At 41.7% G+C, this 13,019-nt stretch carries 15 protein-coding genes; 2 read left to right on the forward strand and 13 right to left on the reverse strand.

Annotated features, from left to right (window positions below; all coding sequences use genetic code 11):
* From RTR63_RS09940 to moaA, 8 genes are all read right to left on the reverse strand, one after another.
* The coding region (locus RTR63_RS09940; RefSeq protein ID WP_312524027.1) for a hypothetical protein at window positions 1-192 on the reverse strand (192 nt) is incomplete at its 3' end.
* An 18-nt stretch (window positions 193-210) separates the two neighbouring features.
* Window positions 211-702: a molybdenum cofactor biosynthesis protein MoaE gene (locus RTR63_RS09945; RefSeq protein WP_160002918.1), complete on the reverse strand. Its 492-nt coding sequence runs from the start codon at window positions 700-702 to the stop codon at window positions 211-213.
* Between the two features lie 120 nt (window positions 703-822).
* The gene (gene moaD, locus RTR63_RS09950; RefSeq protein WP_284035141.1) at window positions 823-1,104 is read right to left on the reverse strand and encodes a molybdopterin converting factor subunit 1; all 282 of its coding nucleotides are present in this window, start codon (window positions 1,102-1,104) and stop codon (window positions 823-825) included.
* Window positions 1,091-1,570: a cyclic pyranopterin monophosphate synthase MoaC gene (gene moaC, locus RTR63_RS09955; protein WP_312524029.1), complete on the reverse strand. Its 480-nt coding sequence runs from the start codon at window positions 1,568-1,570 to the stop codon at window positions 1,091-1,093. The genes moaD and moaC overlap by 14 nt, the downstream gene beginning before the upstream one ends.
* An 8-nt stretch (window positions 1,571-1,578) precedes the next feature.
* Complete coding sequence (locus RTR63_RS09960; protein ID WP_312524030.1) at window positions 1,579-3,111, reverse strand: ATP-binding protein; 1,533 nt, start codon at window positions 3,109-3,111, stop codon at window positions 1,579-1,581.
* Between the two features lie 12 nt (window positions 3,112-3,123).
* Window positions 3,124-3,783, reverse strand: coding sequence for a molybdenum cofactor guanylyltransferase (gene mobA / locus RTR63_RS09965; RefSeq protein ID WP_312524031.1), 660 nt, complete (start codon window positions 3,781-3,783; stop codon window positions 3,124-3,126).
* Window positions 3,776-4,306: a molybdenum cofactor biosynthesis protein B gene (gene moaB / locus RTR63_RS09970; RefSeq protein ID WP_312524032.1), complete on the reverse strand. Its 531-nt coding sequence runs from the start codon at window positions 4,304-4,306 to the stop codon at window positions 3,776-3,778. The genes mobA and moaB overlap by 8 nt, the downstream gene beginning before the upstream one ends.
* 172 nt (window positions 4,307-4,478) lie before the next feature.
* Entirely contained in the window at window positions 4,479-5,504 is a 1,026-nt protein-coding gene (gene moaA, locus RTR63_RS09975; RefSeq protein WP_312524038.1) for a GTP 3',8-cyclase MoaA, read from the reverse strand.
* Window positions 5,505-5,729: 225 nt separating this feature from the next.
* Between moaA and RTR63_RS09980 the strand changes: the two genes are divergently transcribed.
* The gene (locus tag RTR63_RS09980) at window positions 5,730-6,179 is read left to right on the forward strand and encodes a hypothetical protein (RefSeq protein WP_312524033.1); all 450 of its coding nucleotides are present in this window, start codon (window positions 5,730-5,732) and stop codon (window positions 6,177-6,179) included.
* Window positions 6,180-6,197: 18 nt separating this feature from the next.
* Here the strand turns inward: RTR63_RS09980 and RTR63_RS09985 are convergent, their stop codons facing one another.
* Together RTR63_RS09985 and RTR63_RS09990 are read right to left on the reverse strand one after the other, a co-directional pair.
* Complete coding sequence (locus RTR63_RS09985) at window positions 6,198-7,487, reverse strand: molybdopterin molybdotransferase MoeA (protein ID WP_312524034.1); 1,290 nt, start codon at window positions 7,485-7,487, stop codon at window positions 6,198-6,200.
* A gap of 150 nt (window positions 7,488-7,637) precedes the next feature.
* Window positions 7,638-8,612 carry a peptidylprolyl isomerase gene (locus RTR63_RS09990; protein WP_309595379.1) on the reverse strand — a complete coding sequence of 325 codons (975 nt, stop codon included), beginning with the start codon at window positions 8,610-8,612 and terminating at the stop codon, window positions 7,638-7,640.
* Between the two features lie 141 nt (window positions 8,613-8,753).
* On the opposite strand from RTR63_RS09990, the gene RTR63_RS09995 reads away from it, so the two are divergent.
* Entirely contained in the window at window positions 8,754-9,527 is a 774-nt protein-coding gene (locus RTR63_RS09995) for a TIR domain-containing protein (RefSeq protein ID WP_172823591.1), read from the forward strand.
* A gap of 140 nt (window positions 9,528-9,667) precedes the next feature.
* Here RTR63_RS09995 and narI read toward each other — a convergent pair whose 3' ends face one another.
* From narI to narH, 3 genes are read right to left on the reverse strand one after another with little or no spacing between them, the layout of a single operon-like run.
* Window positions 9,668-10,393 (reverse strand): respiratory nitrate reductase subunit gamma, encoded by a 726-nt coding sequence (gene narI, locus RTR63_RS10000; protein WP_312524035.1) that lies wholly within the window; start codon window positions 10,391-10,393, stop codon window positions 9,668-9,670.
* Window positions 10,390-11,304: a nitrate reductase molybdenum cofactor assembly chaperone gene (gene narJ / locus RTR63_RS10005; protein WP_312524036.1), complete on the reverse strand. Its 915-nt coding sequence runs from the start codon at window positions 11,302-11,304 to the stop codon at window positions 10,390-10,392. Before narJ ends, narI begins: the two co-directional genes overlap by 4 nt.
* Window position 11,305: 1 nt before the next feature.
* Entirely contained in the window at window positions 11,306-12,844 is a 1,539-nt protein-coding gene (narH, locus tag RTR63_RS10010) for a nitrate reductase subunit beta (RefSeq protein WP_036596335.1), read from the reverse strand.
* Window positions 12,845-13,019 lie beyond the last annotated feature (175 nt).

Consider the following 13,019-nt stretch of genomic DNA (forward strand, 5'->3'; position numbering starts at 1 on the left):
GCCACTATAAAACCGCCAAAACGCAATTGCAGACACGAGGATATTTAAGCACAATGCCGTCGGTTTCATCATCGCAGGCTCGACGCCGACAATTCCCATGACCGCCAAATAGCCAGATGCACCGCCATGCCCAACGGATGAATATAACAAAGCGGATAAAAAGAATAAAACACTTAAAATAGCGGTGGGCATCTTTTTTATTTATCCTTTCTAACCATTATTACTCAACCACAAACTTTCTTCACTGTCGGCATAAAATTCCTGTTTCCACACAGGGATATCCGCTTTGATGGCATCGAGTAACCAACGGCACGCATCAAACGCAGGGTAGCGGTGGTGAGCCGTCACGCCAATCCATACCGCCATGTCACCGATTGCCAAGTCACCAATCCGATGAATCGCCACCGCATTGATGATGTCAAACTGCTGTTTGGCTTGTGTGATAAGTTTTTCACCTTGGTTAATTGCCAGTTTTTCGTAGCCGTAATAGGTCAGCTTGGTGACTGGGCGAGCGTTATTATGGTTGCGTACCCAACCCTCAAAGGTGGCTAATGCACCGCTTTGGTCATTGAGTAGGGCGAGTTTTAGTCGTCTATCGTTAATGGGTTTATCGAGTAGGGCAAAGCCTTGTTGGATAGCGATGTCGTAGGCTTCATTTCCGCTAATACTGATAATGGATGAACCTTTATGTAATGAACTCATGGTGTTCTCTAGGTTATTTTTAGGTGGAATAAATAGACAATGTTAATTTTTAATCTATTAGACCCCCTCTAACTCCCCCTTATCAGGGGAGGGTTGGGGTAGGGTTTGTCCAAATTAAACCTACCCCCCTGCCACAGGCGGAATAAAAGCGACAATATCGCCCTGTTGAATGGGGGTATCCCAATCGGTAATTTCATGGTTTATCGCCACGGCAATTTTGTGTTGAGCAAGGCGAAAGTTGTAACGCTCGGTTAATTGCTGATACAAGGCGACCAAGCTATCGCCGTCAAAACTTAGGCGTTCTTCGTCCTTACCTGCTTGTTCGGCAAGACTGGCGAAATATAAAACCTCAATTTGCTTATTGGTTGGCGTATCATTAGTTTGCACATTATTGGTTGGCATAGTCTGACTTCCCCCCAGTTTTGGTTAATAGTTTGATATCGCTGATGACGATGTCATGCGATAGGGCTTTGCTCATGTCGTAGATAGTAAGGCAGGCGACTGACACAGCGGTTAAAGCCTCCATTTCTACGCCTGTTTTGTGATTGACTTTGGCGGTGGCGGTCACGGTGATGGCGTGGTGGCTGTCGCCATAGTCAAAGCTGATTTTGACACCGTCTAGCGGTATTTGGTGGCAAAGTGGAATAAGTTCATGGGTGCGTTTGCTTGCCATTACCCCTGCGATATGGGCAGTTTGGGTGATTGAGCCTTTTTTGGTCATGCCGTCTGCGTTTTTGATGGCGGTGTAGATGTCGGCAGGGAATATGACTTGCCCTGTGGCGGTGGCGGTACGTGTGGTGGCGGTTTTGGTGGATACATCGACCATTGATATATCGCCGTTTGTGTCTAGATGAGTTAAATTATTCATAACAACTCTTAAGGGTTTGCAATTATAAAATTACGCATAAGTTCAATTGAATCTTTTAAATCTTGATGAGTAAATCTAGTATTATTTGTATTTTCAGGATGGTGAATTTGATGTCTTATAAACTCTGTTAAACATATTTGTTCAACTATAATTTGCCCATTTCTTAATACTTTGTTATATGGTACGGTTGGTTGCGATTGTTTGAAGATGGATAACTGACTATTCATTTCAATTTTTCCATAAAGTTCATTATGGTATTCTTCGGTAATTTCTCCAAACGCTATATAATTTACTTCATTTAAAGATGGATAAGATAATTGAGCAGGTAAAACTCTTTCAACAGTTTTACAAATATTGTCTATTCTAATTAGCCTTAAATGAGCAAAATCTAATTGTTTGACAATATTAGCACTATGAGTTGTTAATAGAATTTGAGTATTATTTTCATTAGATAAATCTTTAAACGCCTTAACTAACAGCTTTTGATGTTCGGTATGTTGAGAAGTTTCTGGCTCTTCAATAGCGTAAATTACACTTGGTAAATTATTTTCAGTCCTTCTTTTTTCAGCTTCTGCTCTAAAAAAACTTAATAAGATAAGTCTTTTAATACCGCTTCCTCTTTTATTGATAGGAATATCTTCATCACTTGATATTGATACATTTTTAAAAACATCTACCCATTTTAAATTATTTGTTGAAGGAATTACTGGGTTTAAATTATTGGCAATTTCTGGATTTATTTCTTGTAGTTTCTGCAATGTTCTTTGTGAAACTTCATTAAGCTTACTGCTTACCTCAACTGCAACTTCATCAAGTTTTTGTTGAATTGCCGTGTCACCCATAATTATTTTTACAGCCTCTTTCAGTGGGTCTTGTATCTCGCTGTCACCATCGCTATTCTTTCTATCAGATTGAAATAAAGAATACATTGGTAAGTAGTGTTCCAATTTTGACCAAATTGATTTTGCTACATCAGATTTCGAAATATCAATTTCGACATCTTGCCTGTTTAATGAATCACTATAAAAATCCCAAATAGCTTTTCTCATAACAGCATTTTTTCTTTTATTTTCACATTCAATATCATTTGATTCAATAATGCCTTTTAACTCATTATCTTTTTTTGATAATAAGTCACAGCAAAGGGGGTTTGTAGGATGAAAACACTTTATATATATTTTCTCAGCACCAGCATTTTTATATTTTTTTATAATTTCTAATCTATCTTCAGAGTTCAATAAATATTCATCAACTAGGTTTGTCGTATTGGAAGAATCAATCACAATTTGTTGTGGTAAATTTTCAAAACATACTGAAATCCGAATCTCATCGTCTTGATTAGCCAGAGCTTCCTTATTAACATCATCCTTATCAAGTTTAATAACACCTTTTCCACAATTAAAAAAAATATCTAAAGCTTCAAGAATCGTTGATTTACCAATATCATTTTTTCCTACGAATGAAGTTAAATCTTCAAACTTTACTTCTATTTCATCTCTATAACCTCTAAAATTTTTTACTCTTAAACTATGTATTCTCATTATAGAATCCTTTTAAAAATTAGTTATCTTTGAAAACTTTAAAGCTATATTAAACTCATCTAATGTATTAAAATTTGCCAATTTCCCCCAATCATTCGGCAAATCAACCATTTTTACCGTTTTATCCACCAAAAACTTCATCACCGACCGATTGCCCTTATCTAAATAGTCATAAAGCTCAAGCAATAAATCAGTGCGATATAGCCCTAATAGTGGGTAATCTTTTTCACCCTTTAGATAAATAACATCTTCATGTTTATTAGTTGCTCTATCAAACAACTGATGATAAAGCTGATTTGCACCAATCAAACAATCACAGCTAATCACCATTAAATAATCTTCAGGATAAACCACTTGCAACATTGCATTGGCAATCGCAGATAATGCCCCTGCTCCTTTACCGTTGTCATCGCTTGGCAATTCGTCAGCAATCACAATCACTTTGCCTTTTTCCAAATAGCTTGGGTGATAAAAATTTTTGCCATTATCCGCTATCATCACTGGCACTTTTAAATTTGTTTCATGCCTTAATTGCGTACTTAAAGATTTAGCATGATCGATATGCCACTCTAGCAAGGTTTCACCGTTTGGCAATGTTAACAGGGCTTTTGGCGAACCCATTCGAGTAGATTCGCCCCCTGCCAAAATCACAATTCCTGCCAAATCAATCATGAGTTGGATTAACACGCATTAAATGTGGCACAAAATTACACGGACGAGTGCGGTTGTCGAGTTGGTCTTTTAAAATCCCTTCCCAACCAGTGCGACACGCACCAGTTGACCCTGGTAAACAGAAAATCGCTGTATTATTCGCCATACCTGCCACCGCACGAGATTGGAGCGTGGACATACCGATTTCGTCTTTTGACAAGGCACGGAACATTTCGCCAAAGCCCTGCACTTCTTTATCAAACAAAGGCGACACCGCCTCTGGCATACTGTCACGGACATAAAACCCTGTACCGCCTGTGGTGATGACTGCATGGACATTGGGGTCGGCTATCCATTTGCTGACCATGGCACGGATTTGGTAAATACAGTCTGTCGTTAAGGCACGTTCGGCAAGGGTGTGACCTGCCTCGACTAGGCTATCGGCTAGGTATTTACCAGAGGTATCTTCGTCTAGCGTGCGTGTGTCGGATACGGTGAGTACAGCGATATTTAGCGGGATAAAAGGTTTGGCAGGTTTCGTCATTTTGAGTTCCTTGTTGTTAGCTGTAGGGGCGTAAGGCTTACGCCCTGTCTTTTTTTTGGATTTGGTGTTAGTCGCTCGACAAGCGTTTTTTGGCAAGCACTTTTTTCCAACTATCTTCTAAACAATCAATCGCAAGCCATTTATCGACTGTTTCGCTATCAAGATTGCCTTTTTAACCACCAATCATAGAAAGATTATTCATCAACCCACTATTTTGTTCATGTAAATGGTGATGTTCTGGCTTAATCGGCATTAGATTTTGCACCGCTCTTTTTAGCCCCGTCACATCGCCACTCGCCAAAAACTCACGCACATCATAGCTTGCCTTATCAAACAAACACAAATGCACCTTGCCTTGACTGCTCACTCGCAAGCGATTGCACGAATCACAAAAATGCGTGGCATACGGCTCGATAATGCCGATTTTGCCGACATAATCGTCATGGCGATACTCGGTCGCAGGTCCTGCATCACTGGCTCGCACCTGTGCCACCCAGCCACGCTCCAGTAGATAATCACGGATTCGGCTGACATTGGTATGCTCGGCAAAAAACAGCTTGCCATTGTCCGAAGTCTGCATAAACTCAATAAAGCGGTAGGTCACAGGGCGAGTTTTGGCATAGTCTAGGGCGGATAATAAATTGTCAAAAGCGGTATCGGCTTTGAGTATGCCATTGATTTTTAGGCGAATATCGGTGCTGTCGAGTAGTGTATCAATATCACCTAATAAAGTCGGCAACATATTAAAGCCTGTGATTTGTTTAAACAACATGGGGTCAAAGCTATCAATGCTAAGATTAAGCTGGTTTAGCCCTGCGGTGTGCCAAGCGGATAGGTGTTTGCCGAGTTTATAGCCGTTAGAACTCACCGCCACCGTGGCAATGCCGTGACCTTTGGTCAAAGCGATGATATCGGTAAGGTCAGAGCGAATGGACGGCTCACCGCCTGTTAAGCGGATTTTGCTTGTACCCAATTCGGCAAAGCCTTGTACTAAGGTATTGATTTCATTCAGGGAAAGTTCATTATCGGGGCGTTTGCCACCGTTGGCGGTATAGCCGTTTGGCAAACAATAGTCACAGCGGAAGTTACAAAAATCGGTGACTGACAGGCGCAAGTAATTGAGTTGTCTATGAAAACCGTCCACCAGCGTTGATTTGGGGGCATAACGATGAGCGGTAGGGCTTGAGCCTACAGGCATTGGGTGGGTGGTGATGGTTTTCATGGTGAGCTTTAGGCGTTGCCTCGGTAATGGCTGAAATTTTACTGTAACAAGTTTTTAGTAAGAATACCATTCACCATTAGTAACGCAAACTACTACTTTAGCGGTACAGATAAAGACGGTATTAAGATTTAAAGGAATTTTGTATAATCTAATCATTAATTATCAAGCCAAAAACCAACAACTAGGAAAAAATTACATCCTTTGATTAAGTCAGAAATGCTTAATACTTTTCAATCAGTAAAAGAGCTTATGCTTGGTAAAAATTACGACAATATATTACAACAGAGTTCACAAGGTTTTTTATTTACCTATGATGACTGGAGTGATGTAGTCAGAATGGAAAAACCCCAATATATTGATAATGCACAATATGCCATTATAGAAACTTTGTTTTCGGATTTTGTAAATTATTTAGAAAACTCTGATGACTTTGACCAAAAAGAAATTAATAAATTTAAATTCGTTGATGAGATATTTCATGAGCATTTAAGAGAGTTAAGTTTTTTCAAATTTAGAAATCCTGAAATTATCTCTATAGACGAAGCTATTAATGAATTTAAAGATATCAATTTTTTCCCACCTACTATTGTTTTGAAAGATGGAAAATTTATTGATATCCAAAATCATTTCACCAATGTAGTGTATTTTTAACAGTTTTAAAAATTAAAATTATTGAAAGTTCCAACTAAAAGGCTCAATCGTCACCCATTCACCTGCCGTCACCCCTGCATTGTCTTGCGGTAATACCAACAAACAATTCGCTTGGCTTAACTGCTTGATACGGTGCGAATCTTGAGCGGATAAGGGCGTGACGCTTAAATTCCCCTCATCGTCTTGGGCAACAATCGCTCGTTGATAATCCTGTCTGCCAACCGCTTTTTTGATGTTATGGGTGGTTTTGGCTTGTAACCGTAATGGCTTTGGCAGATCCATTTTATTGACCGCTGACAGTCGCCATAACGCAGGTTTGACAAACTGCAAACAACCGACCACCGTCGATAACGGATTTCCGGGTAAACCAAAATACAAAACGGTTTTTTCGGCTTTTTTAAACTCTCCAAACACAAACGGCTTTCCGGGTTTCATCGCCACTTTATAATGGTTAATTTGCCCCAAATCATCAATCACCGTGGTTAAAAAGTCATAATCGCCCACCGATACCCCTGCAGTTGAGATAATCAAATCACATTCGCTAATTGCTTGCTGTACCGTGTTTCGAGTCGCCTCAAGCGTATCGGCAACAATGCCATAATCTTTGATAATAATGGGCAATTCATGGAGCAAGGATTTCAGCGTTGGGGTATTGGAATTATAAATCTTTGCCAAATGGGTGAGTGGCTCGCCGATTTGTACCAACTCATCCCCCGTGGCGATGATACCCACGGTCAAAGGGGAAAATACCGACACTTGAGCCACGCCTAGATTTGCCAATAGGCTGATATCAGTGGGATTCAGGCGTTTGCCAATGGTTAGGACGGTTTCGCCTGTTTGCACTTCTTCGCCTTGATAGCGGATATTTGAGCTGACTGTGGCGGTTTTAGTTAGCGTAATGGCATAGCGCTGGGTTTTATCAATGCTATCTTTAATATCGTTAAAATTGGTATTTTCCTGCATCACCACGGTGTCGCAATCGCTCGGCACGACCGCCCCTGTAAAAATCCGCACGCCTTGCCCTGCTTTCAATGTACCGTCAAATGCCTTGCCTGCGACCGATTCACCCACGATAGTCAGAGCGGTGCGTTCGGCAAGCTCGCTACCCTTGGCAAAGGCATAACCGTCCATTGCGGATAGGTTTTGGCGTGGAATGTCAAAACTGGCGGTGATGTCTTGTGCCAAAATATGATTTTTGGCTTGCAATAGTGGTAGCGTTTGGGTCGCTCGCTGATTGAGCGGATGTTCGGCTAAATATTGTTGGCAACGTTCGGTAATGGCGGATTTTAAATCTTGGACGGATATCATACTTCATCTCTAATACATTCAAATAAGTAGGGCGGGTTAGCAAAGCGTTACCCACCAATTTAATCATAAAATCAATCATTTAGTCTGGTAGGTTACGCCAAAAAATACGACTAACCCACCCTACAAGCTGTGGGTTTTTTAAAACTTTTGTCACCCACGATACACATTTTCTTCATTCATTTGCAAATTCATGCCTTGAATATCAGCATTATGGCTAAGTTTGAACAAAAAGTCCGTCAAACCATGATGAAACGATTGTTGGATCAATTCATTGGCAATCATCGGCATGGCTTGCTCAAAACTCAAGGCTTGACCGTCTTCACGGCTTAACACCTCAACAATATGCACGCCATAGCGAGTTTCGATGGGATTGACCGACACGCCGACAGGCAAACCAAACACCGCTTGCTCGAACTCTGGTACGGTTTCGCCTTTGACGATTTCGCCCAAATCACCGCCGTTGTCTTTTGAGGGACACAATGAGTATTGTTGGGCGAATTGGATAAAGTCAGCGTCCCGATTTTGACTGTTTTGCAGGGTTTCAATTAGGTTTGTCGCTTGTTTTTTTAGCTCGATACGCTCTTCCCCTGCATCGGGTGGCGAAGCCAATAAAATATGGCGTACCGTCAACAGCGGTGGAGTGACGTAGCGTTGTGGGTTGCTATCGAATAACTGGCGACAGCTATCTTCATTGGGTATGGTGGGTTGGACGTTTTTATCAATCAAGTCGCTGATGGCGGTTTCTTCATCGGCTTGCCAAGCGGATTTGCCCAATGTGGGGTCGGCATACACGGCTTGCTTGAGGAGTTCTCGGATGACCAGGGCTTGGGCGGATAAAAATAACGCCTCGTCTTGGCTGTTGGCTGGGTGATATTGCACTTCTTGGGCGATGGCGGTGGGGTCGATGACCACGCCATTGACGCTGATATTGGGGATTTGTTGGCGACTACTGGCGATTAGATTATCGGGGCGTTTCGCCTCAGCTAGTGCCTCTTCGATGAGTTCTTTTTCGCTGTGGGGGCGTTTGAGGTCATCTGAGGTTGGCATGATACGGATATTATCGTCTTGTTCAGAGTTGGCTTGGTTGATTTGGTTGTTTTTTGGGTCGAAAGTTGAAACGCTCATAAGCTACCCTTAGATCATATAGGTTAAAATTTATTATTATTATTGATGGTATTGTCGTTTTTTACTATACCGCTTTAGCATTACAAGTTAGAATTTCAATCTATATTTAAGAAACTTTAGTGCATTGTTTTAAGGAAAAATATGAATATATTAGACAAGGTCGAAGAGCTAATTGAAGAGGCTGATATTCACAGTTTTGAAAAAAATAACTATCGAACAAATCATGGTGTTTATTCACGTCCAACTCCTCAGATGCTTGCATGGATTGCCGAATGCGAGGATGTTATTTTAACTAATTTTGGTAGAGACAGTTCACCTTGGAGAGCGTTTGAACAATTAGATAAAGTTCAATTAGATGGTAATTATGAAGATACTTTTGAAAAACAAAAGAGCTTTATTCTAGGTGCTTTGATGACTTGTCGAAGAATTCAACCTCTTGAAACTCCTATTAAGAAATTAAACCAACCAAGCCCAAAAAATAATAAAGTTTTTATTGTACATGGTCATGATGATGCGTTAAAAAATGAAGTTGCTCGTTTTATAGAAAGATTGAAACTTGAACCTATCATTTTACATGAACAACCAAATTCTGGAGATACTATCATTGAAAAAATTGATAGAAATACAGATGTTGGCTTTGGAGTAGTTTTATATACACCTTGTGATGTTGGAAACGATATAATGCATAAGGATAATCTTCAACCAAGAGCAAGGCAAAACGTAGTTTTTGAACATGGATATTTAATTGCCAAAATTGGTAGAAAGAACGTTGCTGCCTTAGTTAAAGGCAATGTTGAAAAACCGAATGATATTTCAGGAGTAGTTTATATTCCCACAACAGGCGATTGGAAATTGAATTTAGTAAAAGAATTGAAATATAGTGGCTATAATGTTGATATGAATTTGGTCATTTAATGTCATTAAAGACGAAAAAAAACCACGAATAGACGGCTGGAGTGTTCTATCCGTGGAAACTGGGAAAATAAATCAGTTTTTTAAATTACTATAGTGGGGCATAAGCATGGTGCCCCTACATCCGTATCATAACATTTAGATTATTGAGCCGTTTTTTGACGCACGATTTGATAGCGTCTGCCAAGATACCAAATCGGTGCAGACACAATATGAATCAAACGGGTAAAAGGGAAAATCATCACCAAGGTAATCCCTAACGCCATATGGATTTGATAAATCAAATCTGCCTGATTAATACGTGCGGCTGCTTGCCAAGGACGTAACATAGTAATATCCTGTGCCCAACCTGCCAAGTTCATCATGGTCGCCCCGTCAAGGTGTTTCATCGACGTAAAAATCGATAATAACCCTAGATTAAGCTGAATAAACAACAGAATCAGTACCAATTTATCGCTAAACGTTGAGGTGTTCGAGATGCGTGGGTCAGTAAAACGGCGAATCATCAACAACACCATACCAAACCAACACACCACCCCCGCGATGCCCCCAACAACCACTGCTAAAATCTGCTTGTGAGCCGCACTGATAAAGTTTTCATAAATAAAATGCGGGGTCAACATCCCAAACAGATGCCCAAGCAACACCGTAATGATACCAATATGAAATAAGTTGCTACCCACACGCATATATTTGGGCTGTAGCATTTGAGAAGAGCTGGTTTTCCAAGAATATTGTGACAAGTCAAAACGTGCCCAACTCCCTAAGATAGCTACAACAAGGGCAATATAAGGATAAATCCCGAATAAAAATACTTGTAGCCAGTTTAGATTGGCTAGGGCTTCATAGCTTGGCGGTACAACGTTCATAATGGCTCTCCTTGTAAGTTATGGCTCAAGGCAGATGGATTTTTTAAGGGTATATCAGCGGATTTAGATGTCTGAGCAGTTGTGGCAAAATCAACCCAGTGAACCGGCACATCGACGTTATTTTGGGCTTGGGTCGCTAGGGTTTTAGCGATATGTTGCTTGGTTTGATTGCTCGGGCAGTTTTCTTGCTCGGCTCCCAAGAAATCAACCATTTCTTCTTCCCATTCGCTGTCAATGGCTTCAAGGCTGTCTTCGGCAAGTTTGACCGCTTCGGATTTATTCATATTGGCAAGCTCGTCATCAATCAAGCTTAACGGCTGTCCTGCGACTTGCAATAATGCCTTAAATAAGCTGGCGTACTCACTTTGTTTATCAATAAGTCTTGCCCCAAGCACTGCCAAAATATGGCTGACATCGGCAATGTCCATGCGGACTTGCATTTCGTCACCTGTGGCTACGGCTTGGTATGCCAAAAACTCAAGGTACATCGGAATGTAATCTGGCAATTCTTTGGCATCAATAGCAAATCCTGCTTGCTCGTATTGAGCCATTAAATCGACCATGGCTTGACCACGGTCACGGCTTTCACCATGAACATGTTCAAACAGCCATAGCGACAAGGTGCGACCACGTTCAAATAGGCTGTCATAGCGGGCTTGGGCTTCTAATTCACCCAAATTTGTCAAACTGTCAATCAAGTCTGCGATTTCGCCTCGCACTGCTGGGCTAATCAAGCGTGAATTTTTTACCAAGTCTTTGCAAACGTCTAACGTGTCATCGGCAAACAGTTCGTGACTGGGATAATCCATGAGCAAACTAATCACTTTTAACAGTTTCATATCATGGCTGTTGCTCTGAATATTGGTTTGCTCAATATTGGTGTTTTCAACCGTTGGGGTAGCGTCACTCATATCAGTTCTCCCAAGTTTGCACGGTGTCAATCATGTCACGGCGACTGGTTTTTTTATTGCCAAACATACTGTAATCGCTGTCACCGTTGCATTCATTGCCAAAGGTAAAGCCACAGCCACCACGCTCGGCAAACGCATCGCTTAGGGCTTCTTCACGGTGAGCGGTTGGGATGACAAAACGGTCTTCGTAATTGGCAATCGCAAGGTAGCGGTACATTTCTTCGACTTGGTGTTTGCTCAGACCTACGCTATCTAGCACGCTTTGGGCATCAACTTTATCGACCAGTTGTGAGCGTTTGTAGCTACGCATGGCAAGTAAGCGTTTGAGTGCCAATTTGACAGGGGCTTCATCGCCTGCGGTCAGCATATTGGCAAGGTATTTGACAGGAATACGCAAGCTATCGACATCTGGAATCAAGCCGTCCATACCGACTGTGCCTGCTTCGGCGGCGTTTTGAATCGGCGATAGTGGTGGCACATACCAAACCATTGGCAAGGTGCGGTATTCTGGGTGCAATGGCAATGCCAATTTCCAGTCCATTGCCAGTTTATACACAGGCGATTTTTGAGCGGATTCGATGACCGACATATCCACGCCGTCTTTTAGGGCTTGGGCGATGACCGCAGGGTCATTTGGGTCAAGGAAAATGTCAAGTTGGGCTTGGTAAAGGTCTTTTTCGTTGGCGATACCAGCGACTTCTTTGATTTTGTCGGCATCATACAATAGCACGCCTAGATAGCGAATCCGCCCTACGCAGGTTTCGGAACACACGGTTGGCATACCGCTTTCGATACGAGGGTAACAGAAGATACATTTTTCGGATTTGCCCGACTTCCAGTTGTAGTAGATTTTTTTGTAAGGACAGCCCGAAATACACATCCGCCAGCCACGACATTTTTCTTGGTCAATCAGCACAATGCCGTCTTCTTCACGTTTATAAATCGCTCCACTTGGACACGAGGCAACACACGCAGGGTTCAAGCAATGCTCGCACAGGCGTGGTAGGTACATCATAAAGGTGTTTTCGTATTGACCGTAGATATCGGCTTGGACGTTGTCAAAGTTTTTGTCCAAACGGCGTTTGGCAAATTCCGAACCAAGAATTTCTTCCCAGTTGGGACCCCATTCGATTTTTTGCATCCGCTTGCCTGTAATCAGTGAGCGTGGGCGAGCAATCGGTTGGTGTTCGCTAATCGGGGCAGTGTGTAGGTGTTGGTAATCGAAGTCAAACGGTTCGTAGTAGTCGTCAATACTTGGCAAATCTGGGTTGGCAAAGATATTGGCGAGAATGCGGAATTTGCCCCCGATTTTTGGGTTGATTGAGCCGTCAGCGTTGCGAATCCAGCCACCTTTCCATTTGGCTTGGTTTTCCCATTCTTTGGGGTAGCCGATACCAGGTTTGGATTCGACATTGTTAAACCATGCGTATTCCATGCCTTCACGACTGGTCCAGACGTTTTTACAGGTGACAGAGCAGGTGTGACAACCGATACATTTATCAAGGTTTAGCACCATGCCGACTTGTGAGCGAATTTTCATAAAAAATTCCTTATGGGTTGCCTAATTTATAGCTGACCGCATCAGTGGGGCGAGCATAAATTTAGGTATTTGTCATTTTTTTATTGTATCCCTCTCGGCTTGCCAAAAACATCATGCCAAAGGGGATAAGTTGGGTGGTTCATTATGCTAAAGTAGTAGCCTATATTTAGACTAC

The organism is Moraxella sp. CTOTU47724 (genome assembly GCF_032014955.1).
GTDB classification, from domain to species: Bacteria; Pseudomonadota; Gammaproteobacteria; order Pseudomonadales; family Moraxellaceae; genus Faucicola; species Faucicola tetraodonis.